General features: G+C 68.1%; 21 protein-coding genes. 11 read left to right on the forward strand and 10 right to left on the reverse strand.

Going from position 1 to position 25,803, the window contains the following annotated elements:
• Nucleotides 1–38: 38 nt before the first annotated feature.
• The 4 genes from ASC45_RS03405 to ASC45_RS03420 all read right to left on the reverse strand — a co-directional run bounded on the left by ASC45_RS03405 (nt 39) and on the right by ASC45_RS03420 (nt 7,148).
• The gene (locus tag ASC45_RS03405) at nt 39–1,445 is read right to left on the reverse strand and encodes a multicopper oxidase family protein (RefSeq protein WP_055449629.1); all 1,407 of its coding nucleotides are present in this window, start codon (nt 1,443–1,445) and stop codon (nt 39–41) included.
• A gap of 26 nt (nt 1,446–1,471) precedes the next feature.
• Nucleotides 1,472–2,914: a TolC family protein gene (locus ASC45_RS03410; protein WP_055449630.1), complete on the reverse strand. Its 1,443-nt coding sequence runs from the start codon at nt 2,912–2,914 to the stop codon at nt 1,472–1,474.
• A gap of 93 nt (nt 2,915–3,007) precedes the next feature.
• Nucleotides 3,008–3,394 carry a hypothetical protein gene (locus tag ASC45_RS03415; protein ID WP_055449814.1) on the reverse strand — a complete coding sequence of 129 codons (387 nt, stop codon included), beginning with the start codon at nt 3,392–3,394 and terminating at the stop codon, nt 3,008–3,010.
• 241 nt (nt 3,395–3,635) lie between these two features.
• Entirely contained in the window at nt 3,636–7,148 is a 3,513-nt protein-coding gene (locus ASC45_RS03420) for a class I SAM-dependent DNA methyltransferase (protein WP_055449631.1), read from the reverse strand.
• Nucleotides 7,149–7,278: 130 nt separating this feature from the next.
• On the opposite strand from ASC45_RS03420, the gene ASC45_RS03425 reads away from it, so the two are divergent.
• Nucleotides 7,279–7,719, forward strand: a complete 441-nt coding sequence (locus tag ASC45_RS03425) for a tetratricopeptide repeat protein (protein ID WP_245609936.1) — start codon at nt 7,279–7,281, stop codon at nt 7,717–7,719.
• Between the two features lie 121 nt (nt 7,720–7,840).
• Nucleotides 7,841–8,749: an RNA polymerase sigma factor RpoH gene (gene rpoH, locus ASC45_RS03430; protein ID WP_055449633.1), complete on the forward strand. Its 909-nt coding sequence runs from the start codon at nt 7,841–7,843 to the stop codon at nt 8,747–8,749.
• A 272-nt stretch (nt 8,750–9,021) separates the two neighbouring features.
• Here rpoH and ASC45_RS03435 read toward each other — a convergent pair whose 3' ends face one another.
• The 4 genes from ASC45_RS03435 to ASC45_RS03450 form a co-directional block, all read right to left on the reverse strand.
• Nucleotides 9,022–9,246, reverse strand: a complete 225-nt coding sequence (locus ASC45_RS03435; protein ID WP_055449634.1) for a hypothetical protein — start codon at nt 9,244–9,246, stop codon at nt 9,022–9,024.
• 306 nt (nt 9,247–9,552) lie between these two features.
• Nucleotides 9,553–11,631, reverse strand: coding sequence for a transglutaminase TgpA family protein (locus ASC45_RS03440; protein ID WP_055449635.1), 2,079 nt, complete (start codon nt 11,629–11,631; stop codon nt 9,553–9,555).
• Complete coding sequence (locus ASC45_RS03445; protein ID WP_055449636.1) at nt 11,628–12,746, reverse strand: DUF58 domain-containing protein; 1,119 nt, start codon at nt 12,744–12,746, stop codon at nt 11,628–11,630. Before ASC45_RS03445 ends, ASC45_RS03440 begins: the two co-directional genes overlap by 4 nt.
• Before the next feature lie 37 nt (nt 12,747–12,783).
• Nucleotides 12,784–13,707 carry an AAA family ATPase gene (locus ASC45_RS03450; RefSeq protein ID WP_055449815.1) on the reverse strand — a complete coding sequence of 308 codons (924 nt, stop codon included), beginning with the start codon at nt 13,705–13,707 and terminating at the stop codon, nt 12,784–12,786.
• A 92-nt stretch (nt 13,708–13,799) separates the two neighbouring features.
• Between ASC45_RS03450 and ASC45_RS03455 the strand changes: the two genes are divergently transcribed.
• On the forward strand, nt 13,800–14,735 hold the full coding sequence (locus tag ASC45_RS03455) for a histone deacetylase family protein (protein WP_055449637.1): 936 nt from the start codon (nt 13,800–13,802) through the stop codon (nt 14,733–14,735).
• Nucleotides 14,736–14,761: 26 nt separating this feature from the next.
• On the opposite strand, the gene ASC45_RS03460 is transcribed toward ASC45_RS03455, so the two are convergent.
• Nucleotides 14,762–16,255, reverse strand: a complete 1,494-nt coding sequence (locus ASC45_RS03460; RefSeq protein ID WP_055449638.1) for an NAD-dependent succinate-semialdehyde dehydrogenase — start codon at nt 16,253–16,255, stop codon at nt 14,762–14,764.
• A gap of 153 nt (nt 16,256–16,408) precedes the next feature.
• Between ASC45_RS03460 and alaS the strand changes: the two genes are divergently transcribed.
• The 5 genes from alaS to ASC45_RS03485 all read left to right on the forward strand — a co-directional run bounded on the left by alaS (nt 16,409) and on the right by ASC45_RS03485 (nt 22,996).
• Complete coding sequence (alaS, locus tag ASC45_RS03465; RefSeq protein WP_055449639.1) at nt 16,409–19,162, forward strand: alanine--tRNA ligase; 2,754 nt, start codon at nt 16,409–16,411, stop codon at nt 19,160–19,162.
• A 29-nt stretch (nt 19,163–19,191) separates the two neighbouring features.
• Complete coding sequence (locus ASC45_RS03470; protein WP_055449640.1) at nt 19,192–20,601, forward strand: chloride channel protein; 1,410 nt, start codon at nt 19,192–19,194, stop codon at nt 20,599–20,601.
• A gap of 90 nt (nt 20,602–20,691) precedes the next feature.
• Entirely contained in the window at nt 20,692–21,891 is a 1,200-nt protein-coding gene (coaBC, locus tag ASC45_RS03475; protein WP_055449641.1) for a bifunctional phosphopantothenoylcysteine decarboxylase/phosphopantothenate--cysteine ligase CoaBC, read from the forward strand.
• 51 nt (nt 21,892–21,942) lie between these two features.
• Nucleotides 21,943–22,398, forward strand: coding sequence for a dUTP diphosphatase (gene dut / locus ASC45_RS03480; protein ID WP_055449642.1), 456 nt, complete (start codon nt 21,943–21,945; stop codon nt 22,396–22,398).
• A gap of 13 nt (nt 22,399–22,411) precedes the next feature.
• Nucleotides 22,412–22,996: a DUF2062 domain-containing protein gene (locus tag ASC45_RS03485; RefSeq protein WP_055449643.1), complete on the forward strand. Its 585-nt coding sequence runs from the start codon at nt 22,412–22,414 to the stop codon at nt 22,994–22,996.
• 15 nt (nt 22,997–23,011) lie between these two features.
• Here ASC45_RS03485 and ASC45_RS03490 read toward each other — a convergent pair whose 3' ends face one another.
• The gene (locus tag ASC45_RS03490) at nt 23,012–23,518 is read right to left on the reverse strand and encodes an FKBP-type peptidyl-prolyl cis-trans isomerase (protein WP_055449644.1); all 507 of its coding nucleotides are present in this window, start codon (nt 23,516–23,518) and stop codon (nt 23,012–23,014) included.
• Between the two features lie 65 nt (nt 23,519–23,583).
• Here ASC45_RS03490 and ASC45_RS03495 point away from each other — a divergent pair, with 65 nt between their 5' ends.
• From ASC45_RS03495 to ASC45_RS03505, 3 genes are all read left to right on the forward strand, one after another.
• Complete coding sequence (locus tag ASC45_RS03495; protein WP_174514699.1) at nt 23,584–24,768, forward strand: JmjC domain-containing protein; 1,185 nt, start codon at nt 23,584–23,586, stop codon at nt 24,766–24,768.
• The gene (locus tag ASC45_RS03500; RefSeq protein WP_055449645.1) at nt 24,761–25,249 is read left to right on the forward strand and encodes a hypothetical protein; all 489 of its coding nucleotides are present in this window, start codon (nt 24,761–24,763) and stop codon (nt 25,247–25,249) included. The genes ASC45_RS03495 and ASC45_RS03500 overlap by 8 nt, the downstream gene beginning before the upstream one ends.
• Nucleotides 25,250–25,431: 182 nt before the next feature.
• Nucleotides 25,432–25,662, forward strand: a complete 231-nt coding sequence (locus ASC45_RS03505; RefSeq protein WP_055449646.1) for a hypothetical protein — start codon at nt 25,432–25,434, stop codon at nt 25,660–25,662.
• Nucleotides 25,663–25,803 lie beyond the last annotated feature (141 nt).

Consider the following 25,803-nt stretch of genomic DNA (forward strand, 5'->3'; position numbering starts at 1 on the left):
GGTGGGTGGGAAAGACAAATGGGGCGAACGGGGGCGCTTCAATGCCCATGCAGGTGCGTCGGCTTCTGCACCTGCAGCACCCGCGCCCCGGCCTCGGCTGCGGGCTTGGGCGCATGCGGGTCGCGCGGCGCGGCGGGGGCGGTGTCGGTCGGCACGGTGTGGGCCTGGGTGCCGGAGGGCATGGCGTACCAGCCGAAGGCGTCGAGGCCGGCCCAGGCGAGCTGTTCGGTGGAGGCCGCAGGCAGCTTGTCGCGCACCTTGAGCACGCTGAACATGCCGCCCATTTCCACCGAGCCGTAGGGGCCGCGGCCGGTCATCATCGGCAGGGTGTTGTCGGGCAGGGGCATGTCCATCTCGGCCATCTCCGCCATGCCGCTGGAACCCATGGCCATATAGTCGGGCAGCAGCTTTTGCAGCGCCGGGGTGAGGTCGTCCTGCTGCACGCCGATCATGGTGGGCACGCTGTGGCCCATGGCGTTCATGGTGTGGTGCGACTTGTGGCAGTGAAAGGCCCAGTCGCCGGGGTTGTCGGCGATGAACTCGATGGCGCGCATCTGTCCCACGGCAATGTCCACCGTCACCTCGGGCCAGCGCGCCGTCCTGGGCACCCAGCCGCCGTCGGTGCCCGCGACCTCGAACACATGGCCGTGCAGGTGGATGGGGTGGTTGGTCATGGTCAGGTTGCCCATGCGGATGCGCACGCGCTCGCCGGTGCGCGCCACCAGCGGGGCGATGCCGGGGAAGGCGCGGCTGTTCCACGTCCACAGGTTGAAGTCGAGCATGGTGTTCACCTTCGGCACGCTCGAACCAGGGTCGATGTCGTAGGCGTTGATGAGAAAGGCGTAGTCGCGGTGGACAGCCATCTGCCGCGGGTTCCTGGGGTGGACGATGAACAGCCCCATCGCCCCCATGGCCATCTGCACCATTTCATCGGCATGGGGGTGGTACATGAAGGTGCCGCTGTTGTGCAGCACGAATTCATACACGAAGGTCTGGCCGGGTTTGATCTGCGGCTGCGTCAGGCCGCCCACGCCGTCCATGCCGTTGGGCAGGATGAGGCCGTGCCAGTGCACCGTGGTGTGCTCGGGCAGCTTGTTGGTGACGAACAGGCGTACGCGGTCGCCCTCCACCGCCTCGATGGTGGGGCCGGGGCTCGATCCGTTATAGCCCCACAGCCGGGCGATCATGCCGGGGGCGATCTCGCGCTCCACCGGCTCGGCCACGAGGTGGAATTCCTTGACGCCGTTCTTCATGCGAAACGGCAGGCTCCAGCCGTTGAGGGTGACGACGGGGTTGTAGGGTCGGCCGCTGCCGGGGTGCAGCGGCGGTGCGGTGTCGGCGCTGTCGTGGTGGTGAGGCTCGGGTGCGGTGGCCAGGGCGTTGCGACTGGCGGCGCCTGCGGCGAGCAGCCCGGCGGCGGCGAGAAAGTTGCGGCGGGTATTCATGGGAGGGTCTCGAAGGGAGGCGGCGCTCAATGGCCGGAGGATGCTGAAGGGGAGTTGACGGCGGGCGTGTCGATGGATGCGCCGGGGCTGACGTCCACGCCGAGCTGCGCGGCCTGCCAGGCGGCGTCGGCCAGCCAGTAGTCGCGCTGCGCGGCGATGGCGGCGCGCACCGCCTGCGCCTGGGTCTGCGCCGCGGCCACCAGCTCGAAGGTGCCGATGAGCATGCCGTTGTAGCGAAGCTGGCTCTCGTCGAGGACGGTCTGCGCCAGCGGCACGACCTTGCTGCGGCCGAGTCGCTCCTGCTGCCAGGCGCTGCGGCGCTGGGCGTCGGCTTCGCGCAGTTGCGAGGCGGCGCGCTGCGCGGTGGCGAGCAGCCGGTTGCGCGCGGCCAGCATCTGGTTGTCGGCCGCGCTGCGGATGGCGTCGCCCAGGTTGAACAGTGGCAAGGGCAGGCTCAGGTCGAAGCCGTTTTGCGGCGGCGCGTCGCTCAAGGTCTTGCGCACGCCGCCCAAGTCCACATGCTCGACCAGACTGGTGCCGCGAGCGAGCCCTGCGGCCTGGGCCTGCGCGTCGAGTTCGGCGCGGGCGAGTTGCACGTCCAGACGATGATCGAGCGCGGCCTGCAGCATGGGGCCGTCCTCCGAGGGGGGCTGCGGCGGTACGGTCGGCAGTTGCGTCGGCAGCCTCAAGGCCGCGGCCTGCGCGTCCGAAAGACCCAGCGCGCGCACCAGCGCTTCGCGGCTCTGGCTGGCGGCGAGCACCGCGCGCTGCAGCCGCAATTCGCTGTCGGCGGCGAACAGACCTTGCCGCGCAGCGTCGAGTTTGGTGAAGTTGCCCGCAGCCTGCAGGCGCTCGGCCAGCGTGGCGGTGGCCTGGGCGGCGCCCACCACATCGCGGTCGTAAGCGGTGGTCTGCTGCGCCGCCACGGCCTGCACCCACGCCATGCGCGCCTGCGCGGCGGTGCGCAGCACCTCGCGGGCCAGGGCGAGTTCGAGCTGCTTCTGTCGGGCGTGGTTCAGGCGCGAACGCGTGGGCAGGGTGAGCAGGTCGAGCAGGCCGATGCTCAGGCTGCGGGTGATTTCCACGCCTCCGCCACCAATGAGCAGGCGCTCAAAGCCGAACACTGGATTGGTCAGCCGGGCGCTCTGAGTGGACGCGGCGGAATCGGCCTGCGCCTGCGCGATCAGCGCCTGCAGCGCGGGGCTGCCCAGCAGGGCGGCGCTCACGGCGTCGTCGGCGCTCAGGGGCTTAGCCAGCAGCGCGTCGATCTGCTGCCGCGCCGACTGGCGCTGCGCCTCATCGTGCAGCAGTTGCACCGGCTGGCCGGTGTGGGGTTGGGCGATGGCATTGGCCGCTTGCAGCGACTGCCGGGTTTGCAGCGGGGCGCAGGCGGCCAGCAGCGCGCAAGCCGCCAGCGCACTCAGCCGCAACGCCCGCGGCCGCATGGGCACTTGGGGTGGGTTCAACATGAAAAGACACCTCGATCGAGCCGCAAACCGTTGCGGCGACACGATATGCGGCGCAGCCGCAAGGGCCGCGCCGCGACGCAGACGTGACGAGGGTCAGGTTCTGGGCGGGCGCTGCAGGGTTTGCAGCTCTGCGCTGTGCCAGGCCGTGTTGGCCGCAGCAGGGCAGGGGTGCTGCGCGGCGTGGGCCACGAGCAGTTCGAACGCCGAGGGCTGGGCCACGGCGAGGTGGCAGATCACGCAGTGCTGGTGGTCATGCGCCGTGGGGTCGATGTCGCCAGAAGCGCCATGGTCGGATGCGATCTGCTCATGGCAGCCCGTCATCGTCGCCATGTGCGCCGCGGCCATGCCATCCATCTGCAAGGCATGCACGGCCTCCCCGCGCATGGCGCAGCCGTCCGCCGTCATGCTCGCCTGCGCCCAGCCGCGCAACGGCAGCAGCACCAGCAGCAGAATGAGAACAGGGCGCAGGAACAGTGACATGATGGCCAATAGTGTATCCCGTTGCAACACACGGCGATGCCCCGTCGCGCCGCAAGGGCTTCGCGAAGCGAGACCTGCCCCCGCCTATTGATCCGTCATGGAGAAGGATGAACCGGTCATGGGCCCCGCCCTGCAAGGGCCTTCCCCTCCCAGCTCCCCCATGCGGTGGGGAGGTCTGGGGAGCGTTTGAGAGGCGCACCCTCGAGCGCCCGCGCTCTGTCCCAAACTCTTCCTCGAAGAGTCATCCCCGCCAGCCCGCCCCTTCGCGGCGGGCGCGGCCCAGGGCTTCGAGGGTGTCGAGGATGCGGGGCAAGCTCTTTTTCCACGGGCCGCGGCCTTTGAAGCGGGTGGCGATGTCGCTCTCGCCCAGCGGTTGGGGGCTGGCTGCGAGCAGGTCGGCCATGGCGCGCATCTGCTCGGGCAGGGTGGCGGGCCAGGGCTGGGCGGCAGGCTCGGCGCTGGATGCTACGAAGCTAGACCTGACCCCATCCAACCCTTCCAGCCGGACTTGTGACGGCTGGGTGGTGGCGGTCTGCGGGTTCTGCAACGCCGGGCGCAGCCAGCGCACGGTGCCTGCGGCTTCTTCGGCGGCGCGGGCGTGGTTGAGGGCGAGCAGGCGGGTGAGCAGTTCGGTGCGGGTGGCGGCATCGGTGTCGCCCGCGGCGAGGTCGGCCCAGCCGTAGGCGGCGAGGACTGCGGCGTCGAGTTCGGCGTGCAGTTCGGCCAGCACGGCGACCAGGCCGAGCTGGTGCACGGCGCGCTCCTTGGCGGTGAGGGGGCGGCCTGCGCGCAGGGCGTCGAGCACGTTGTAGAGCGCGGTGAGGGTGAGGGCGTCGGGGTGGGCGGCGAGCACGCGCTTGCGGTGGGCGTCGATGGCTTCGGCCCGTTCGGCGATGCGCTGGCGCAGCGCGGGGGTGAGGCCGGTGTCGGCGTCGGGGAAGGGGAAGGTTTCGAAGCAGCGGGTTTTGACATAGACCGGATCGTTGCCGACGCCGAGTCGGCTGCCCGTCGCCAGCGCCCATTCGACGTGCAGGCGGCTGGAGAGCGCGCCGAGGTAAAAGGCGTCGTCGAGGGCGATGGCGATGAGTTTGTTGTCGGGCAGGATGGCGACGTCAAGGAACTGGAAGGTGCGGTGCTTGGCGGTTTCGACGGTGGCAATGAAGCGCGGCAGACCGGCGAGTTGTTTGCGCAGTTTGGGATTGGTTTCACCGAAAAGCCACCATTTTTCGCGCCGACCAGCGCGGTTGTTCTGCTCGCGCTCGGGCTTCACTCGTTCGAGCAGCCATTGATAGACGGCTGGGTAGCGGCTGCGCACCTGCTCGGCGTCGAGGCCGAAGAGGTCGATGACGAGCACGCCGCGCGGGGTGTCGGTGAGGTCGCGGCCGTTGCGGTAGGGGCGGATGCGCTGCTCCAGTCCCGGCTCGCGGCCCAGCCCGAGCGCGGCGGCCTGCTCGGGGGTGACGATGAAGCCAGACCCGAACAGTTGCACGCCGCGGTTGCTCAAGCCGAGGTCAGCCTCCAGAGGGCGCGCCGACAGCAGGTTCGGTCCCACGGTCAGATCGGCATGAATCAGCCCGGTGTGCTCGCGCAGTTGCACCTGCATTTCGCCGTGCTCGCCGGGCACTTCGGCGGTGACGGTTTGCAGCCGCCCTGCGCCCGCGCCGGGGGCGGCCACGGTCATGGCGATGCGCACGGCGGCGCCGCTGGCGCTGTCCACCCAGGGGTGATCGGGAATGGCGTCAACGAGGTGTAAACCGTCTTGCAAGGCGCTTTGCACCACGCGGCGGTTGAAGGTCTGGCGCAGGCTGTTGGTGGTGATGAAGCCGAAGCGCCGGGCCTCGCCTGCGGCAACCTTGCGCGCGGCGGCGTGCCACCAGAACATGACGAAGTCGGCGCTGTCGGGCACCTCGGGCCAGACGGCGCGCAGCGCGTCCACATAGCCGTCGCCCAGGGCGCCGCGCATGGCGGCGGCGCCGATGAAGGGCGGGTTGCCGACGATGAACTCGGCCTGCGGCCAGTCGGCGCGGCGGGGCTGGTCGTAGGCCCATTGCGGCACTTGCGCGGCGGGGTCGGGCACGGGCTCGCCGGTAGCGGGGTGGGGGATGAAGCTGCGACCGTCCCAGCGGGTGCGCAACTGGCCGCGTTCGTCGAGCAGGGGGCGCTGGCTGGCCCAGGCGAGCACGGCGTCGCGGCAGACGATGTTGCCCCAGTCGTGCACCACGGGCTCGGCCACGGCGCGGTTGCCGCGGGTGCGGATGTGCCATTGCAGGTAGCCGATCCACAGCACGAGTTCGGCCAGGGCGGCGGCGCGGGCGTTGACTTCGATGCCGAGCAGTTGGCGCGGGGTGACGGTTTCGCCTTCGAGCGCGAGGCTGTCCTGCGTTTGCCCGAGGGCGGCGAGCTGGTTGAGCACTTCGCCTTCGAGGCGCTTCAAGTGCTCCAGGGTGACGTAGAGGAAGTTGCCGCTGCCGCAGGCGGGGTCGAGCACGCGCAGGGTGCACAGGCGGTGGTGAAAGCGGCGCAGTTCGGCGCGGGCGGCTTCCATTTTGGCTTCGCGCGCGCGGCCTTCGAGCTCGGCGGCTTCGTGCGCGAGCAGCAGCGCGGCGGCCTGGGCGTCGGCCCATTCGGCGCGCAGCGGCTCCATCACGGTGGGCAGCACCAGACGCTCGACGTAGGCGCGCGGGGTGTAGTGCGCGCCGAGGGCGTGGCGCTCGGCGGGGTCGAGGGCGCGCTCGAGCAGGGTGCCGAAGATGGCGGGCTCGACTTCGCGCCAGTTGGCGCGCGCGGCGGCCAGCAGCAAGTCCACCTGCTCGCGGGTGAGGGGCAGGGAGTAGGCGTCGTCGCTGGCGCCCTTGAACAGCTTGCCGTTGAAGCGCAGCACGGTCTGCGCCAGGGCGACGGAAAAGCCGCCGCGGTCCATGTCGGCCCACAGCGCGGCGAGCATGCGCTGGAGTGTGGCGGGGTCGTCGCAGTACTGGCGCAGCAGGCGGGCGAAGCTGCCTTCGCCGTCGGCACGGGGCAGCAGTTCCACGTCTTCGGCAAACATGGAGAACAGGCAGCGGGTGAGGTAGGCGGCAACGTGCTGCGGGGCGTGGCCGCTGGCTTCGAGGCTGCGGGCCAGCTCGGCCAGCCGGGCCGCAACCTCGCGGGTGACGCGGGCGCTGGCGCGGGCGGGGTCGAGCGAGAGCGGGTCGAGCCAGATGCGGCGCAGGGTGGCGCGCACCTCGGCGCGGGCGAGGTCGGCCAGAGCAATGCGGTGGCTGCGCGGATCGGGGAACGGGGTGTAGGTGGCGCCGCTGCGGGTGAACTCGGCATAGACCTCGATGAGCTGGCCGACATCGACCACAAGCAGGAAGGGCGGGCGCCCGGCGGCGGCAAGCTCGGCAGGTTCGAGCGCGCGGGCGTAGCCCTCGGCCTGGGCGCGGGCGCGCAGCAGGGCGTCGTCGAAGCGGCGGGTGTCGCTGGCGGCGCGCAGTTTCTTGGCTTCGAGCACGAAGCAGCCGCGCCGGTAGCAGTCGATGCGGCCGGGGCTGCTGCTGCCGTCGCCGTGACGAAAGGTGACGGGGCGCTCGAACATGTAGTCCTGCTCGGGCGTGGGGTGCGGCAAGGGCACGTCGAGCAGTTCGCACAGCTCGCGCACGAAGCTCTGCGCGGTGGAAAGCTCGGAGGCGGCGACGCCGCTCCAGCGGGCGATAAAGGCGGCGGCGCGGGCGTCGTCGGGATGGGCAGCGGCGGCGGTGGGCGGGGCGATCATGGTGTGATGGTAGAGGCGGCGAGGGCGGCGTAGTCCGGGGCAAGGAACAACTTGTCACAGCAAGCCGAGGCGTGGGTGAACACAATATGGACATTGACCTCGCGCCCTTTCGTTCATGCCAATCCACTCCTTGAAACGCTTTGCCCCTCTTTTTCTGGCCCTGGCGCTGATTTCGGGCGTCGCGCAGGCGGCCACGCTCGAGCAGGCGTCGGCGCTGCTGGATGCCGGTCATTTGACGCAGGCCGATCATGCGCTGGCGCAGGTGCTGGCAGACCAGCCGCATTCGGCTTCGGCCCACTATCTGGAAGCGCGGCTGCTGGCGGTCGAGGGCAAATGGCCGCTTGCCGAGAAGGAACTGGAACTGGCGAAGCGGCTCGATCCCACCTTGAGCTTCGCACCCGCGGCGCAGTCGCAGGCGCTGGCCAACGAGGTGCTCAAACACCAGTGGAAGAACCCGGCCGGCTTTGCTGGCTACGGGCAGGCCGCGCTTGCGGCGCTGTTCGTGCTGATTTCGGGCTACCTGGTTGTCGGGGTGGTGCGCAACAAGCGTCGGCCTGGGGGTCAGGTCTAGCTTCGTAGCATGGAGGGCATGGTGCTACGAAGCTAGACCTGACCCCCACCCGGGAACTTTCCGCCCTTAGCACTCTCTACTCGTGAGTGCTAATATCGGCACGAACAGGAGGATTCCATCGATGACCCACACCCCGTCAGCCGCACTTGCCCTGCGCCCGGCCCAGGTCGATGGCGCGTTTCCGCTCGCCCTGCCCAGCCTGGGCAATCTGGATGCCTACATCAGTGCCGTTAATCGCATGCCCATGCTCAGCGCGGAGGAAGAGGCGCGTCTGGCGCGCACCTGGCGCGAGCAGGGTGACAAGGACGCGGCGGGCAAGCTGGTGCTGTCGCACCTGCGGCTGGTGGTGTCCACGGCGCGGCAATATCTGGGCTACGGCCTGCCGCATGCCGACCTGATTCAAGAGGGCAATATCGGTCTGATGAAGGCGGTCAAGCGCTTTGACCCCGAGCACGGCGTGCGGCTGGTGAGCTATGCGCTGCACTGGATCAAGGCCGAGATTCACGAATACATCCTGCGCAACTGGCGGCTGGTGAAGGTGGCCACGACCAAGGCGCAGCGCAAGCTGTTTTTCAACCTGCGCTCGATGAAGACGGCCAATGCCGGCATGAACGAGGCGCAGATTGACGAGATGGCGCAGGCGCTGTCGGTCAAGCGCGAAGACGTGATCGAGATGGAAAGCCGCATGGGCGGCGCCGACATCGCGCTCGATCCCACTGTGGAAGATGGCGAGGAGAACTACGCGCCCATCGCCTACCTGGCCGACACGACTCAAGAGCCGGTGGCCGTGCTCGAAGCGCGCAGCCACGACCGGCTGCAGGTCGAAGGGCTGGAGAGCGCGCTCGAACTGCTCGACCCGCGCAGCCGCGCCATCGTGGAGCAGCGCTGGCTTCAGGTGGCCGACGACGGCAGCGGCGGCAAGACCCTGCACGAACTGGCCGCCGAGTACGGCGTGTCGGCCGAGCGCATCCGCCAGATCGAGGTGGCAGCGATGAAGAAGATGCGCAAGGCGCTGGCCGAGTTTGCGTGATCGCGTCTTTCAGCGAAAAATGAAAAAGCCCGTCCAAGACGGGCTTTTTTGTTGAGCACGGTACGGGACGGTGACGCCCGCGCTCGAGGCAATTTATCCCAAATTGTCCATTAGGCGGCGCTTCGCGCCTGCACGGGCGCTGGCCGCCGGTTTGGGGTGTCTTTGCCCCCGTGCTTCGCGCCCATAGCTTGGGCTATGGGCTTGTCGCACGAGGCCAAATCCATCCCCAACCCGCCTCGCCATCATCCCGTGCCCTAATGAACAATCTGGGCTTATTGCTGTTGCCCGTGCATGCCGCCGTGCATGCACTGATCCACAAAGGCCTTTTCCTTTTCGCCGGTCAGGCCCTGGCTCTTGGCTTCCTTTTCGCACATGGCCTTGGACGGCGCGGCGGTCTCGGCGGCATAGGCGCTGGCCATGCCTGCGGACGCGACGAGCAGGGTGGCAGCCAGGGCTTGGGCGAACTTGCCGGAGCGAAGAGTGGAAGTGGTACGCATATCGAACTCCTTGAAAGTGACTCGGGCGTGGTGCCCGCAGGGCGGTTTCAGCAATCGATGTGCCAAGGTGTAAAAAACCTGTCAAATCAGCAAGCTAGGGCTGCCAAGGGGTACAGACGCGGCATTGCGGGCGTGGATGCAGGCCCGAGGCGGCAGAAACCGTCGGGCAGGGGCAACGCACAGGCCGGTGTTGACGTGAGTCCTTGATGGATAGGGCTTTTTTTGTCGCCGATTGCCGACAGGCCGCAGTCGGGCTCGCGGGGCGCAGCATCGCCAGGGGGTGTCGCTCATGCCCGACAAGCCTGCTCATCCCCGCCAGCGGCGCACCGCGCGCTGCAGCTCGGCCCATTTCGATTTGCGCTGACCGGCGTCGCCGGGAGGGGCGTAGCGCCAGCGTTCGAGCTGCAGCAGCAGGGTGGCGGCCGCTTGCAGGGCCTGGGGCGTCAGCGCGGTGCCGTCCGGGCTTGCGCGTTGCAGCCGGGCGGCCAGGGCGCGGGGCGGGGTGGACGGTTCGCTGTCGATGCCTGCCTGTTCCAGCCTGGCGCGCAGCAGGGCGTAGGTCTGGCGCCACGGGTCTTGCCGGCGACGTTCGAGCGCGAGCAAGGCGCCGCCTGCGGCAGTGGCGACGAGCAGGGTGGCGATGGCCAGCGCCGCCAGCGTGGCCATGTCGGGCTGCTGCAGGCCGAGCTTGCGCAGCAGATCCTGCTGGCGGTTGCTGCCGTAGTTCAGCACCCACTGGTTCCAGGCGTTGTTGAGCGCGTCCCAGCGGTTGCGCAGTTGCAGCAGCAGCGCGGCATCGCGCGGGCCGAGCGCGGCCATGCCCAGCAGCGGCTCGCGTGCGGCGAGGGTGGCGCCGCTGCGGTCGATGCGTGCGGGATCGACCGCAGCGGTGGGGTCGGCGCGCACCCAGCCGCGTTCGGGCAGCCAGTATTCGGCCCAGGCGTGGGCGTCGCTCTGGCGCACCACCCAGGTGTCGTCCACCGGGTTGTAGCGCCCGCCCTGGTAGCCGGTGACGATGCGCGCGGGTATGCCGGCGGCGCGCATCACCACGACGAAGGCCTGCGCGTAGTGCTCGCAGAAACCGGCGCGGCGGTCGAAGAGAAACTCGTCCACGCCGTCGCGCAGGCCATAGGTGCCGGGGTTGAGGGTGTAGCGAAAGGGCTGGGTGCGAAACATGTGCAGCAGCGCCTGCGCCACGAAAGCGCCGCCCTTACCTGCGGCGCGGGCCTGCGCGGCGAGTTGCTTGCCCAGGGCCACGCTGCGGGGATCGAACCCCGGCGGGAAGCTTTCATCGGCCTGCAGCTCGGGGGTGAGCTGCTGCGGGCCGTAGCGGAACTGCGGCGACGACTCCACGGTGTAGCGGGCGAGATGGTCGAGAGGGCGGCCGACGACGAGTTGCAGGTCGGGCAGCCAGTGCACCCGATAGCCTTCGAGGGGCGGCGCTGCCTTAGGCGCATCGAGGGCGAAGACGAAGGTCTGCTGCGTGGGCTGCAGGGTGATGGTGTAGCGCACCAGCGGGCCGAGAAGCTGCAGGTCGGGCGGCGGCTTGAGGCTGGCGTGGTCGCGCTCGCCGGGGCGAGGCAGCCATACGCCGTTGTCGAAGGTGCTCAGCACCGGCCCGCGCCAATAAAGGTCACGGTCGGGCGGGCGGGGGCCGTCGAACACCACGCGGAAGGCGACCGAATCGTCGCGCGCGAGTTCTGCGATCTGCCCCGGCGACATGCTGGCCGACAGCCCGGTGATGGCCTGATCGCCACTGCGCGGCAAGGCCCACAGCGGCGCGCTCAGACGCGGGAACACCATGAACAGCACGATCATCGCCGGTGCGCCCAGCGCCATCATGCGCAGCGCGCTCATCAGGATATGGCGCAGCGGCGGCCGTCCGGCGGGCAGGTTGGCGTTGATCAGCGCGGCCAGCATGCCCCAGGTGGCCAGCACCATGACCAGCGCCGTGCCCAGCGACTGCGAGAACAGGAAATTGGCGGCGATGGTGAAAAAGCCGAGGAAGAACAGCACGTGGGCGTCGCGCCGCGAGCGCATCTCCAGGGTCTTGAGCCCGAGCAGCACGCACAGCAGGGTGACGCCGGCGTCGCGTCCGAGCACGGTATGGAATTCCCACAGGGTGATGACGATGGCCAGGATCAGCAGCAGCACGATGGGCGTGCGGTGCGGCAAGGGCGCGCCGCGCCAGGCGAGCACCGCGCGCCAGGCCAGCAGGCCGATCACCAGCACGCTCGCCCACAGCGGCAGATGGATGAACAGCGGCAGCATCAGCAGCAGCGACACGCCGAGGAGAAACAGCGTGTCGCGCGCGTCGCGCGGCAGCGCCTGCATGCGCTGCGCCCAACGCGCGAACCCTGCGGGCTGTGACGCGCTCGGATTCATGCCGCGGCACCTGTCTGTGCGGAAGCCTGGGTGGCGCGCAGCCGCAAAGGCCCGGGATGCAGCGCCAGCAGTCGCAGGCAGGCTGCGCGGTGTGCGGCGCCGGTGGACGGCGCGAGCTGTTGCGTGCCCAGACGCAGCCCGTAGGGCATGCCCGCGCGGTCGGCGGCCAGCACCCAGGCGCACAGCCGCGACAGCCGGGCTTCGGTGTCAAGCGAGGCGGGCAGCGCGGCGAAATCGAGCCACAGCTCGGCGCGGGCCTGCGGCTGGGCGGTGTCGCGGCTGACGAGCTCGTCGCTGCGGGCGAACTTTTTCCACAGCACCTGCCGTAGCGCGTCCCCCGGTCTCCAGGGGCGCACGCCTTCGGTCTCGCTGCCACCGCGCGCCACGGCGGGGCCGCTGCCCGGCGTGGGCCGCGCGGCAGGCAAGGGTGGGGCGGGGTGTTCCACGGCGGGCAGCACCAGCAGCTCGCCTTGCGGCCGCCAGCGGCTCCAGGCCGTCCACACCCCCAGCGGATACTGGCTCTCGACGGTGAGCAGCGGCCAGGGCAGCAGGCCGCGGTGGGGCGGCGTCCAGCTCAGCGTCACGAGGGCTTCGGCCTCTTTGCCGCAGTCGGTGTACGTCCAGGGGTAGGGTGTGGCGGCGGCCTTGGCGCGGCGCCGGGCCGGGGTTACGGGCTGAGGCGAGGGTGGCGAGCCTGCCGGACGCAGCGCCAGCCCCCAGCGGTCGCGTGTGCCGCCTTGCAGCAGCACCCCAAGGCGGGCGCTTTGCCCCTGGTGCAGCAGGCCTTCGGGGGCACGCGCGGCAAGCTGCAGGCCGCGCAGATTGTTGTGCGTGACATGCATGGCCATCATCGCACTGCCCGCAAGCAGAAAGGTGAGCAGATAGCCGAGATTGAGCTGGTAGTTGATGCTCAGTACCAGCAGTACCAGCAGTAAGACGGCGAAAAACAGGCCGACACGGGTGGGCAGGATGTAGACGTTGCGATGCGTCAGCCGGGTGCTGCTGCCGGGCGTGTGTCGCGCCAGCGCCCAGCGGTCGAAGCGCTGCACCAGACGGCCGCGCGCACCGCGCTGCGTTGATGGGGACGAAAGAGTGGAATCGACCGAGGACGACATGGCCGCAAGCGGATGAGTGGACGCTGCTTGGTCGGCCTTACACCGGCACCTGGTCGATGAGCGCACGCACGGCCTGCAGCGAGGCCACGCGGTTGACCGAGGGGCTGTCGGGGGTGCGCAGGCGGTGCCCGGCCACGGCGGGCAACACCTGCTGCACGTCGTCGGGGATGAGGTAGTCGCGTCCTTGCAGCAGCGCCCAGGCGCGGGCAGCGCGCAGCAGGCCCAGACCCGCGCGCGGGCTCAGGCCTTCGACGAACCAGCGACCGTTGCGCGTCTGCGCCAGCAGCTCCTGCACATAATCGAGCAGCGCGGGCGCGGCATGCACCTTCTGCACCTGATGTTGCAGCTCGATCAGCATCTGCGGTGTGAGCACCGGCTGCAGCGCGGCGATGAGTTCGCGCCGGTCGCGGCCTTCGAGCAGGGCGCGCTCGGCGGCGCGGCTGGGGTAGCCCAGCGAGATGCACAGCAGAAAGCGATCGAGCTGCGACTCGGGCAGGGCGTAGGTGCCGAGCTGGTCGAACGGGTTTTGCGTGGCGATGACAAAAAATGGCTCGGGCAGACGGCGCGTGAGGCCGTCCACGCTGACTTGACGTTCCTCCATGGCTTCGAGCAGGGCGCTTTGCACCTTGGGGCCGGCGCGGTTGATCTCATCGGCCAGCAGCACCTGCGAAAACACCGGGCCGGGATGAAAGATGAACTCGCCGCGATTGCGGTCGAACACCGAGATGCCCAGCAAGTCGCCGGGCATCAGATCGGCCGTGAACTGGGCGCGGGCGTATTGCAGGCCCAGGGTGGCGGCCAGGGCGTGGGCCAGCGTGGTCTTGCCCACGCCGGGCAGATCCTCGATGAGCAGATGGCCGCCCGCCAGCAGGCAGCACACGGCGAGCTCGATCTGCGGGCGTTTGCCGACGATGATGGTCTCGAGCTGGTCGAGCAAGGGTGTCAGGGCGGGAGGTTTCACGGGCAGCGAGGCAGTGGGGATGCAGCGCACTATGCTACGGGCGCGGCGTCCGCAGGCTCGATTCGAGGGAAATGCCGCAGGAGACAAGCACCATGACCACCGGCTTCTACACCCATGCCGACTGCGCCCTGCACGAGATGGGGGCGGATCATCCCGAGTGCCCGCAGCGCCTGGCCGCGATCGAAGACCGGCTGATCGCCGCGCAGATCGCCCCCTGGCTGGAGCGTCACGACGACGCGCCGTTCGCCAGCCTCGAGGCGCTGGAGCGCGCGCATTCGGCGCTGTATGTCGCCGATCTGAAGCAGCGCGGCGATTTCACCGAAGGTCACGAGTGGATCGACGCCGATACTCTGATGAACCCGCACACCTGGCAGGCCGCGCTGCGCGCCGCGGGCACGGCCATCAGCGCCACCGATGCGGTGATCGACGGCCATCTGCACAACGCCTTCTGCGCCATCCGCCCGCCCGGCCACCATGCCACCCGCGATCAGGCCATGGGCTTCTGCTTTTTCGGCAATGTGGCCGTGGCTGCACGTCACGCCCTCGACGTGCGCGGATTGGAGCGCGTGGCCATCGTCGATTTCGACGTGCATCACGGCAACGGCACCCAGGACATCTTTCGCGGCGATGCGCGGGTCTTGATGGTGAGCTTTTTCCAGCACCCGTTCTACCCCTACTCAGGGGCGGAGGGGAATCAGTCCAATATGCTCAACGTGCCGGTGCCGGCCTACACCCGCGGCGACGTGGTGCGCCGCATCGTCACTGAACAATGGCTGCCGCGGCTGCGCGAGTTTGCGCCGCAGATGCTGTTCATCAGCGCCGGTTTCGACGCCCACCGCGAGGACGACATGGGGCAGATGGGCCTGGTCGAAGACGACTACGCCTGGATCACCCGCCAACTGGTGGACTTCGCCGAAGCGCAGTGCGAAGGCCGCATCGTCTCCTGCCTCGAAGGCGGCTACAACCTGAGCGCCCTCGGCCGCAGCGTGGCCGAGCATGTGCGGGTGCTGGCGGGGCTGGATGGCTGATACGCCATCCAGCCCCGCTATGAGGGCTATTTGTTCAAATCACCAAGGCAGAGATATTTCATTTCGACATATTCGTCGATGCCGTGATGCGAGCCTTCGCGGCCCAGGCCGGATTGTTTCACGCCGCCGAAAGGCGCGACTTCGTTGGACATCAGGCCGGTGTTGATGCCCACCATGCCGTATTCGAGTTCTTCGGCCACGCGGAAGATGCGGCCGATGTCGCGGCTGAAGAAATAGGCGGCCAGGCCGAACTCGGTGGCGTTGGCGGCGGCGATGGCCTCGGCTTCGGTCTTGAAGCGGAACACGGGCGCGACCGGGCCGAAGGTTTCCTCGCGGGCGCAGAGCATGTCAGACGTCACGTCGGCCAGCACCGTGGCCTGGAAGAACCGACCTGTGTTGGGGCCGGTCTCCACCCGTTTGCCGCCCACGACCATGCGCGCGCCCTTTGCGGTGGCGTCGCTGATGTGTTTTTCCACCTTGGCCAGCGCCTGGTCGTCGATCAGCGGGCCGAGGTTGACGCCTTCCTCGAAGCCGTCGCCTACTTTCAGGCTGCCCACGGCCTGTGCCAGACGTTCGACAAAGCGGTCGTAGATGCCGTCCTGCACGTACAGCCGGTTGGCGCAGACGCAGGTCTGGCCGGCATTGCGGTATTTGCTCGCCATGGCGCCCTCGATGGCCGAGTCGAGGTCGGCGTCGTCGAACACGATGAAGGGCGCATTGCCCCCGAGTTCCAGCGACAGCTTCTTGATGCTGGGCGCCGACTGCGCCATGAGGATGCGCCCCACCTCGGTGGAGCCGGTGAACGAAAGATGACGCACCACCGGCGAGGCGCACAGCAGCTTGCCGATGGCGATCGAGCCCTCAGCGTCGGCCGTGAGCACATTGAGCACGCCGCGCGGAATACCGGCGCGGTGGGCCAGCTCGGCCGCGGCCAGCGCGGTCAGCGGTGTCTGTTCGGCAGGCTTGATGACCACGGGGCAGCCAGCCGCCAACGCCGGCGCGACCTTGCGGGTGATCATGGCCAGCGGGAAGTTCCACGGCGTGATCGCGGCGCACACGCCCACCGGCTGCTTGAGCACGAGCAGGCGCTTGGTGGCGTCGGGGCTGGGAATGGTTTCACCGTACACGCGCTTGGCTTCTTCGGCGAACCACTCGACAAAGCTGGCGCCGTAGAGCACTTCGCCCTTGGCCTCGGCCAGCGGCTTGCCTTGCTCGGCGGTCATCAGGCGTGCCAGGTCGTCGGCGTTGGCAACGAGCAGGTCGAACCATTTGCGCAGGATGGCGGCGCGCTGCTTGGCGGGCAGGGCGCGCCAGGCGGGCCAGGCTGCGTCTGCGGCGTCGATGGCGAGCTGCGCGTGCATCGGCTCCAGCGCGGGCACCTGGGCGAGCTCGGTGTTGGTGGCCGGATCGGTGACGGCAAAGCGGCGGGCGGAGTCGATCCAGGCGCCGTCGATATAGGCCTGGGTCTTGAACAGCGAGGGGTCTTTGAGCAGGGACAGCGGATTGGCGGGCCGGTTCATGGGCAGCTCCGGTGATGGTGAACGGGGATTAGGCGTCTTGGGGCAACAACTGACGATCTGTGGGGCCAGGTGGCAAGCCCTAAAATCTATCGTTTTGCACTGCCATGCGCCAGTGCCAGTTCGGCCCTTGCGACCCAGCCACTTACCCGCCCCATGAACGTCTCCGACATCCGCGAAAAATTTCTGGCCTATTTCGAATCGCAGGGCGCCACCCGCGTGCCGTCGTCCTCGCTTGTGCCGGGCAACGACCCCACGCTGCTGTTCACCAACTCGGGCATGGTGCAGTTCAAGGACGTGTTTCTCGGTCAGGATCAGCGGCCTTACAAGCGCGCCACCACCGCGCAGCGCTGCGTGCGCGCCGGCGGCAAGCACAACGACCTGGAGAACGTGGGCTACACCGCGCGGCACCACACCTTCTTCGAGATGCTGGGCAACTTCAGCTTCGGCGACTACTTCAAGCGCGAGGCCATCCGCTACGCCTGGGAGCTGCTCACTCGCGTTTACAAGCTGCCGGCCGAGAAGCTGTGGGTCACGGTGTACGCCGAGGACGACGAGGCGCACGACATCTGGGCCAAGGAAGTCGGCGTGCCGGTGGAGCGCATCATCCGCATCGGCGACAACAAGGGCGCGCGCTACGCCTCCGACAACTTCTGGCAGATGGCCGACACCGGCCCCTGCGGGCCGTGCAGCGAAATCTTCTACGACCACGGCCCCGAGGTCTGGGGCGGCCCGCCCGGTTCGCCAGAGGAAGACGGCGACCGCTACATCGAAATCTGGAACCTGGTGTTCATGCAGTTCGAGCGCTACGCCGCGGGCGAAGAGCGCTTCGACACCGAAGACCAGGCCAAGGCGCGCAAGGCGCAGGTCGAGGCCGAGGGCGGCATCGGCCTGGTGAGCAAGGATGGCGCGGCTTACAAGCTGGCGATCTTCCGCCAGAAGCCGTTGCCCAAGCCCTGTGTGGACACCGGCATGGGCCTGGAGCGCATTGCCGCGGTGCTGCAGCATGTGCACAGCAATTACGAGATCGACCTGTTCCAGGCGCTCATCAAGGCCGCCGCGCGTGAGACCGCCACCGCCGACCTCGGCCACGCCTCGCTCAAGGTCATCGCCGACCACATCCGCGCCTGCGCCTTCCTCATCGTCGATGGTGTCATTCCCGGCAACGAGGGGCGCGGCTTCGTGCTGCGCCGCATCGTGCGTCGCGCCATTCGTCACGGCTACAAGCTGGGCGTGCGTCAGCCTTTCTTCTACCGGCTGGTGCCCGATCTGGCCGAACAGATGGGTGCAGCCTACCCCGAGCTGGCCGAGGCGCGCAACCGTGTGGCCGATGTGCTGCAAGCCGAGGAGGGCCGGTTTTTCGAGACCATCGAGCACGGCATGGGCATGCTCGATGCCGAGCTGGCCGCTCTGCGCGCGGCAGGCGGCAATCTGCTGCCGGGCGAACTGGCTTTCAAGCTGCACGACACCTTCGGCTTCCCGCTCGACCTCACGCAGGACGTTTGCCGCGAACACGGTATGAAGGTCGATGAAGAGGCGTTCGACGCCGCCATGGCGCGCCAGCGCGAGCAGGCCCGAGCGGCGGGCAAGTTCAAGATGCAGGCCGCGCTCGACTATGTCGGCGACAAGACCCGTTTCGACGGCTACGAGCATCTGCTGGTGAAAGAGGCGCGGGTGGTGGCGCTCTACAAGGACGGCACCTCGGTCGCCGAACTGCGGGCTGGCGACAACGGCGTGGTGGTGCTCGACCGCACCCCGTTCTACGCCGAGTCCGGCGGGCAGGTGGGCGACAGCGGCGTGCTGTTCGAGGGAGACTCGTGCAACCTGCGCTTTGTCGTGCATGACACGCAGAAAATCCAGGCTGAGGTGTTCGGCCATCACGGCACGCTGGAATCGGGCAGCCTGAAGGTGGGCGAGATCGTCGCCGCTCAGGTGGACGCCGAGCGCCGCGCCGCCACCATGCGCAACCACAGCGTGACCCACCTGATGCACAAGGCGCTGCGCCTGGTGCTGGGCGACCATGTGCAGCAGAAGGGCTCGCTGGTCGATGCCGACAAGACCCGCTTCGACTTCGCCCACGACGCGCCGATGAGCGACGACGAGATCGCCCGCGTCGAGCGCATGGTCAACGAAGAAATTCTGGCCAACGCCGCCACCGTGGCGCGCGTCATGCCCATCGACGAGGCCAAGGGACTGGGCGCGATGATGTTGTTCGGCGAGAAGTACGGCGACACCGTGCGGGTGCTCGACATCGGCACCTCGCGCGAACTGTGCGGCGGCACCCACGTGGCGCGCACCGGCGACATTGGGCTGTTCAAGATCGTGTTCGAGGGTGGCGTGGCTGCGGGCATCCGCCGCGTGGAAGCCATCACGGGGCTGAACGCGCTGGCCTTCGTGCAGCAGCAGAACGCGCTGGTCGCGCGGTTGTCGCGCACCCTGAAGGCGCCGGCCGAGGAGTCGGTGGCCAAGGTCGAGCAACTGCTCGAACAGCAACGCCAGATCGAAAAAGATCTGGCCCAGCTCAAGGCGCAGCAGGCCGCCGCGCAGGGCGACGCCCTAGTGTCGCAGGCGATCGACATCGGCGGCACCTCGGTGCTGCTGGCGCGCATGGACGGGCTCGATGCCAAGGGTCTGCGCGAGGCGGTGGATCGCATCAAGTCCAAACTCAAGACCGGTGTGGTGCTCTTGGCCAGCGCCGAGGGCGACAAGGTGCAGCTGGCCGCAGGCGTCACCGCAGACCGCATCGCCAGCATCAAGGCCGGTGATCTGGTCAGCGCAGCCGCGCAGGCCGTGGGCGGCAAGGGCGGTGGCAGACCTGACTTCGCCATGGCCGGCGGCAGCCAGCCCGCGCAGATCGACGCCGCGCTAGCCCAGGCGCGCGACCTGCTGCAACAGCGTCTGAACGCCTGATTGAGCAGCGGTCGGGTCAAGTACCTGGAATGACACCCTCCCAAAACTCCCGGCCCGATGGCCTGCTTCCCGCAGATGGGGCCTACCTGCGCCCTTGGCGCATGCTGGCGCTGAGTCTGGTGCTTGGGGTGATCGGCGGCCTGGGCGCGGTGGTCTTTCTGTGGATGCTCGATCAGGCGCAATACTGGATGCTCGGCCGCATCGCCGGGGTGACGCCGCTGACGGTGGCGGGGGCAAAGCAACTCACGGCACTGCCCGCGTTCGATCAGGGGTGGAATCTGTGGATTCTGGCCTCCACCACGCTGGGTGGTTTGATCGCCGGTGTGCTGGTCTATACCTTCGCTCCCGAGGCCGAAGGGCACGGTACCGATGGCGCGGTCAAGGCGTTTCACCAGTTGCGTGGCTATGTGCGCGGGCGGGTCATCGTGGTCAAGAGCATCGCCTCGGCCATCACCATCGGCTCGGGCGGGGCCGCCGGCCGCGAGGGGCCGACCGCGCAGATCGCGGCAGGGGTGGGCTCGGTGCTGGGTCGGCTGTTGCGGCTGTCGGACGACGAGGTGCGGCTGATGGTGCTGGTGGGCATGGCCGCCGGCTTGTCGGCCATTTTCCGCAGCCCCCTGGGTACGGCCATTTTTGCCGTCGAAGTGCTCTACGCCGGCATGCACCTGGAAGGCCGCGCACTGCCGTTCACCCTGGCTGGCGCGGCGGTGGCCTACGCCGTGGTGTGTCTGTTCACTGGCTGGGGCACGCTGTTCGACATACCGACCACGGTGCAATTCGACCAACCCGTCGAGCTGCTCTGGTATGCGCTGCTGGGAGTGCTTTGCGGGATCATGGGCACGCTGCTGCCCAATCTGTTCTACGGTGTGCGCAACGCCTTCCGCGCCCTGCGGATTCCCAATCATGTCAAGCCGGCGATCGGCGGATTGCTGGTTGGCGTGATCGGCCTGTTCCTGCCGCAGATTCTGGCCGGCGGCTACGGCGTGATCCAGCTTGCCGTGCAGGGCAGCCTGGCAGCCAGCTCGTTGGGTTTGCTGCTGGTGCTCTCGGTCGCCAAGCTCGCCGCGCTCTCGCTCACCGTGGGTTCCGGAGGTTCCGGCGGGGTGTTCGCGCCGAGTCTTTTCGTCGGTGCGCTGCTGGGGGCGGCTTTCGCGGCCCTGCTTCAACTCTTCGGTGTGGATGCGGTGCCCGCAGCGGCGCTGGCCATGGTGGGCATGGCGGCGACGTTCGGCGCGGCAGGCCGGGTGCCCGTGGCAACCACGGTGATGGTGGCCGAAATGACCGGCGGCTACAAGCTCATGGCCCCGGCCATGCTCGCCGTGGCCATCGCCTACCTGCTGCAGGTGGCACTGAGCCGCCATACCCCCTATGCGAGCCTCTACGAGGCGCAGGTTCCCGCGCCAAAGGACAGTCCGGTCCACGCAAAAGACGGGCGATGATGGCGCGCGTGGATCGGGACGCAGCGCCTGCGGGGGAGGTTTCTACAATGGCGCACAGTCGTACCACCATCGTCGTCTGAAGCCCCGTCCATGCACCTGTCAGGCAAACACATCGTCCTCGCCGTCACTGGCGGCGTTGCCGCTTACAAGGCCGCCGAGCTGTGCCGACTCCTGGTCAAACAGGGGGCGAGCGTGCAGGCAGTGCTTACCGCATCCGGGGCGCGCTTCATCGGCGCGGCCACGCTGCAGGCGCTCACCGGCAGGCCGGTGGTCGACGATCTGTGGCAGTCGCCTGTGGCCGACGGCATGCCGCACATCGGTCTCACCCGTGCTGCCGACCTGGTGGTGGTCGCCCCGGCCACGGCTGACGTGCTGGGCAAGGCCGCCAACGGCATTGCCGACGATCTGCTCTCCACCCTGCTGCTTGCCTCCGACAAACCGGTGCTGTTTGCCCCGGCGATGAACCGCGAGATGTGGGGCCACCCGGCGACGCAGCGCAACGTGGCCCGGCTGCGCGCCGACGGGGCGCTGATCAGCGGCCCGGCAGCAGGCGAGCAGGCCTGCGGCGAAGTGGGTGAAGGCCGCATGGTTGAGCCCGACGATCTTTTGCAGGACATCGTGGCCGCGTTTCAGCCCAGGCTTCTGGCCGGACGCACGGTGCTGGTCACCGCCGGGCCTACCTTCGAGGCCATCGACCCGGTTCGCGGCCTGACCAACCGCTCCAGCGGCAAGATGGGCTACGCCGTCGCCCGCGCCGCGCGCGAGGCGGGCGCCGAGGTGGTGCTGGTCAGCGGCCCCACCGCGCTGCCCGCGCCGCATGGGGTGCAACGCATCGACGTGGTCAGCGCGCAGGAGATGTTCGACGCCGTCATGGCGCGGGTCGGCGCGGCGCAGATTTTCATCGCCACAGCCGCCGTGGCCGACTGGCGGCCTGTGCATGTGCACGCGCAGAAGCAGAAAAAACAGGAAGGCGAGGGCGCACCTGCCATTGCCTTGCAACCCAACCCCGACATCCTCGCCACCGTGGCCGCGCTGCCGCAGCCGCCGTTCTGCGTGGGATTCGCCGCCGAGAGTGAAAACCTAGCAGAAAACGCCGCAGCCAAGCGGCTGCGCAAGAACGTGCCCTTGCTGGTGGGCAACCTCGGGCCGGACACCTTCGGCCGCGACGACAACCGGCTGGAGCTGTTCGACGCCGCAGGCCATCACCCCCTGGGCAGCGGCGACAAGCTGGTGCTCGCGCGCAAGCTGGTGGCCGAGATAGCCGCGCGGCTGGATCGATCTGGCGGCTGAACCGCGATGTCGCGGTCTTCAAACTGATTCAACACCTTCCAAGGATTCGTCTTGTCCCAGACCCGTATCGCCGTGCGCCTGCTCGATGACCGTCTGCGCGAGCAGCTTCCCGCCTACGCTAGCCCCGGCAGCGCCGGCATGGATCTGCGTGCCTGCATCGACGCGCCGCTGACCCTGCAGCCGGGCCAGGCCGAACTGATTCCCACCGGGCTGGCCATGCACATCGGCGACCCGAACCTTTGCGCCATGCTGCTGCCGCGCTCGGGGCTGGGGCACAAGCACGGCGTGGTGCTGGGCAATCTGGTGGGGCTGATCGATTCCGACTATCAGGGCCCGCTGATGGTGAGCTGCTGGAACCGCAGCGCTACGGCCTACACGGTGCAGCCGATGGAACGTATCGCGCAGATGGTCATCGTGCCGGTGGTGCAGGCGCAGTGGGAGGTGGTGGACAGCTTCGACGCTACCGCCCGCGGCAGCGGGGGCTTTGGCTCCACCGGCGCGCATTGAACCCGGACGGAAAATGGCACGTCGCTGGGCGAAGGCGCTGGTACGCAAGTTCGAGGCCATGCAGGACAGCCGCTGGCTGCGCCCGTTTGCCCGCTACATCGCGCATCCGTCGCTGTGGAGTCTGAACCGCCGCAGCGTGGCGCTGGCGGTGGCCGCAGGCATGATCGGCGGGCTGATTCCGGGGCCGTTCCAGATGCTCACCGCCGGTCTGATCGCCATGGTGGCGCGCTGCAATTTTCCCATCGCGCTGGTGGTTACGCTCTACAGTAATCCGCTGACCATCGTGCCGCTCTACCTCGTGGCCTACAAGCTGGGCAGGATGGTGTCGCCAGCCCACGCCGCGCAGACGCTGGTGGCGCCGCCGAACTTCGACTGGCTGCATCTATGGGACTCCACCGTCGCGCTGGCGCATTGGGCGTGGAACCTGGGCACGCCCTTGTTCATCGGCGTGCCGCTGCTGGCACTCATTTTGGCCGTCGTCGGCTACGCCATCACCCGCCTGGGCTGGAGCCTGCATCTGCGCTTGGAGTGGCGGGCACGCAAGCAGGCGCGTCGACAGCGCGAGGCCGCGCAGTCGGGCAAGCGCGCTTCCGACTGAGCCGCCTACTTCGCTCTACTTCTCACCGGGCATGAACAGCCCGGCATCGGCCGAGTCGAGCAGGGCGCTTTGGGCTTCGATCTCGTCGGGGTCGGCCGCGCGCACGTCGAGCACGGTGTATTCGATGCGCAGCGCCAGACCGGCCAGGGGGTGATTGCCGTCGAGCAGTACCTTGTCGTCGTGAATCTCGGTCACGGTGTAGAACACCCCTTTGGCACCGTCCGAGCAGCCCTCGGGCAGTTGCTCGAACATCATGCCCTCTTCGAGTTCGGCGGGAAACAGCTTCCGATCCTCGACCAGCAGCAGGTCGGCGTCGTAGTCTCCGAAGGCGTCTTCGGGCTGCAGGTAGATGTCGCCCTTGTCGCCCGCTCCCTTGCCCATCATCTGCTCGGCCATGCGCGGCAGCAGGTCGTCACCGCCGACATAGAAGTCATCGCCCTCCAAGTTTTCGTCGATCAACTCGCCTTGCGAGTCCGTCATGCGCCAGGACAGGGTGGCGACAAGGCCTTCGGTGATTTTCATGGGTATGCTCGTAGGAGTTTAGGAACGGAAACGGGGAACGAAACCAAGTTTGCCCGCATTGGAACATGACCAAGATGTCAAACGCGACGCTGCATTGGGGGGCCTGCACCGAGGCCCGCTTTCTGCGCGATTTCTGGCAGCGCAAGCCCCTGCTGCTGCGCCAGGCCTTTCCGGGATTTCAGCCGCTGCTCAGCCGCGCGCAATTATTTGCCCTGGCCGCCGACGAGGATGTCGAGTCGCGCCTGCTGCAGCGCGAGGGTCGGCGTTGGCAGCTCGATCACGGGCCGTTCACCCGCAAGCAGCTTCCCGCAGTCGAGAAACCCAACTGGACCCTGCTCGTTCAGGGCGTAAACCTTCATGTCGATGCGGCCAGCGAGCTGCTGCGCCTGTTCCGGTTCATTCCCGACGCACGGCTGGACGATCTGATGATCTCCTGGGCGAGCAAGGGTGGAGGCGTCGGGCCGCATCAGGACGCTTACGACGTGTTTCTGCTGCAGGCTGCAGGGCGCAGGCGATGGCGCATCGGGCCGGTGCACGACGCCACGCTCCAGCCGGGCAAGCCCGTCAAGCTGCTGGCACGGTTCACGCCCGAGGAAGACCTGGTGCTCGAACCCGGCGACATGCTCTATCTGCCGCCGGGCTGGGGGCATGACGGCATTGCCGCCAGCGACGACTGCATGACCTATTCCATCGGTTTCCGCGCGCCTCCGCAGGGCGAACTGCTCAAGGAAGTGCTGTGGCAACTGGCCGAGGCGCAACAGGGCGGCGAGATTTACCGCGACCCGCCGCTGCGCTCGCAAGCCGCACCCGCTTTGCTGCCCCCCGCGATGGTCAAGTTTGCGCGCGACGCTTTCGCCCGCCTCAAACCGGATGCCGCCTGGTTCGAGAACATGCTCGGTATCTACCTGACGACGCCCAAGCCGCAGGTCTGGTTCGAGGCTGCCGAGGCCAACAAATCTGCGCTGCGCCGCGCCTGCCGCCAGTCGGGTTGCCGTCTGGATCGGCGCAGCAAAATGCTCTATACGGCAACCTCGGTCTTCATCAATGGCGAGACCGTCGAGATGCCTCTGGCCTCCTCGGCACTGTTGCGCACCTTGGCCGACCAGCAAACGCTGAACGTCTCCCAGGTGCAGAGCGCCAGCCCCGCCGAGCTGGCCTTGCTGGCCGATTGGTGCGCGCTGGGCTGGCTGCAAGTCGGCGTTGACGTCTACGGTGCTGCAGGCAAGCCTGCGCAGGGCCGCCATGGATGATTTCGGGCTGGATGTTTCGTTCGATACGCGCACCCAAGCACATGTGGCGCTGAGCGCCGTTGTGGCAGATCAAAGCACGAGCCTTCGCTGCTTCAGCGCCGACTATCGGGCCTGGCCGCTGGACCAATCGGCGTTCATGCGGCTGCTCGAATTGTGGGCGCTGCGCGATGCCAAACGTCCCGATGCCATGCGCTTTCTCGCGCTGGACTGGGGTCAGGTCGCAACGCGGTTCCCGCGCTTCGCCACGTTCCGCCGCGACTTCGCCCACAGGGTCGCCTGCCGCCAGATTGCCGAGTCACGCGCGGGTGGGCTGGTGGAATTGGCGGCGTCCGAGCGCTGCGTGGTCTATGCCCACACGGCCACTTGGATGTCGGGCGAATGCATCCAGACCGCCTCACGCATGCACGCGTTCAGCCTTCGTTTCGATGCAGCCTGGGAGCAGGCCGTGCCCGCCTTTCCTTCGGGGATTCTCGGATTGTGACAAATCCGCAACAGATGGATTTCGCGCTACGAATCTGCAACACGGGGATAACCCGAAGTCCCACTATACTTACTCGCTGAACTTGATATGCATACCGGTTCTGGTTGCAATTGGGTTCAATCAGGACGGTTACGAATTTATCGGGCTTGCGCCCATTTTTGACTGACGCTTAGAGGAAAGTAATGAAAAAGTCCATTCTGCTGGCATCCATGATCGCCGCTCTCGCCCTGGCCGCTTGCGGCAAGAAGGAAGAAGCCGCTCCTGCTGCTTCCGCTCCCGCCGCTGCCTCGGCTCCCGCCGCTGCCTCGGCTCCCGCCGCTGCTTCGGCTCCTGCTTCGGCTCCCGCCGCTGCTTCGGCCCCTGCCGCTTCGGCTCCTGCCGCCGCTGCTTCTGGCGCCAGCGCTGCCAAGTAATCGACTGGCAATCGCAAAAAAGCCGGCGAAAGTCGGCTTTTTTGTTGCCCGGCGAAAGCCGGGCTTTTCGTTGTCTTCTTCGGTTGCTGTGATGAACCGAATGACCGCGGCCACCCTGCTGGGGCTGCCACGGCCCAGCGC

Source organism: Thiomonas bhubaneswarensis, from assembly GCF_001418255.1.
In the GTDB taxonomy this organism is placed as follows: Bacteria; Pseudomonadota; Gammaproteobacteria; order Burkholderiales; family Burkholderiaceae_C; genus Thiomonas; species Thiomonas bhubaneswarensis.

What these genes read in the sequence shown, in the direction of transcription:
- ASC45_RS03405 (WP_055449629.1), bottom strand. Translation starts at nt 1,445, where the DNA reads ATGAATACCCGCCGCAACTTTCTCGCCGCCGCCGGGCTGCTCGCCGCA.
- ASC45_RS03410 (WP_055449630.1), bottom strand. Translation starts at nt 2,914, where the DNA reads ATGTTGAACCCACCCCAAGTGCCCATGCGGCCGCGGGCGTTGCGGCTG.
- ASC45_RS03415 (WP_055449814.1), bottom strand. Translation starts at nt 3,394, where the DNA reads ATGTCACTGTTCCTGCGCCCTGTTCTCATTCTGCTGCTGGTGCTGCTG.
- ASC45_RS03420 (WP_055449631.1), bottom strand. Translation starts at nt 7,148, where the DNA reads ATGATCGCCCCGCCCACCGCCGCCGCTGCCCATCCCGACGACGCCCGC.
- rpoH (WP_055449633.1), top strand. Translation starts at nt 7,841, where the DNA reads ATGACCCACACCCCGTCAGCCGCACTTGCCCTGCGCCCGGCCCAGGTC.
- ASC45_RS03435 (WP_055449634.1), bottom strand. Translation starts at nt 9,246, where the DNA reads ATGCGTACCACTTCCACTCTTCGCTCCGGCAAGTTCGCCCAAGCCCTG.
- ASC45_RS03440 (WP_055449635.1), bottom strand. Translation starts at nt 11,631, where the DNA reads ATGAATCCGAGCGCGTCACAGCCCGCAGGGTTCGCGCGTTGGGCGCAG.
- ASC45_RS03445 (WP_055449636.1), bottom strand. Translation starts at nt 12,746, where the DNA reads ATGTCGTCCTCGGTCGATTCCACTCTTTCGTCCCCATCAACGCAGCGC.
- ASC45_RS03455 (WP_055449637.1), top strand. Translation starts at nt 13,800, where the DNA reads ATGACCACCGGCTTCTACACCCATGCCGACTGCGCCCTGCACGAGATG.
- ASC45_RS03460 (WP_055449638.1), bottom strand. Translation starts at nt 16,255, where the DNA reads ATGAACCGGCCCGCCAATCCGCTGTCCCTGCTCAAAGACCCCTCGCTG.
- alaS (WP_055449639.1), top strand. Translation starts at nt 16,409, where the DNA reads ATGAACGTCTCCGACATCCGCGAAAAATTTCTGGCCTATTTCGAATCG.
- ASC45_RS03470 (WP_055449640.1), top strand. Translation starts at nt 19,192, where the DNA reads ATGACACCCTCCCAAAACTCCCGGCCCGATGGCCTGCTTCCCGCAGAT.
- coaBC (WP_055449641.1), top strand. Translation starts at nt 20,692, where the DNA reads ATGCACCTGTCAGGCAAACACATCGTCCTCGCCGTCACTGGCGGCGTT.
- ASC45_RS03485 (WP_055449643.1), top strand. Translation starts at nt 22,412, where the DNA reads ATGGCACGTCGCTGGGCGAAGGCGCTGGTACGCAAGTTCGAGGCCATG.
- ASC45_RS03490 (WP_055449644.1), bottom strand. Translation starts at nt 23,518, where the DNA reads ATGAAAATCACCGAAGGCCTTGTCGCCACCCTGTCCTGGCGCATGACG.
- ASC45_RS03495 (WP_174514699.1), top strand. Translation starts at nt 23,584, where the DNA reads ATGACCAAGATGTCAAACGCGACGCTGCATTGGGGGGCCTGCACCGAG.
- ASC45_RS03500 (WP_055449645.1), top strand. Translation starts at nt 24,761, where the DNA reads ATGGATGATTTCGGGCTGGATGTTTCGTTCGATACGCGCACCCAAGCA.
- ASC45_RS03505 (WP_055449646.1), top strand. Translation starts at nt 25,432, where the DNA reads ATGAAAAAGTCCATTCTGCTGGCATCCATGATCGCCGCTCTCGCCCTG.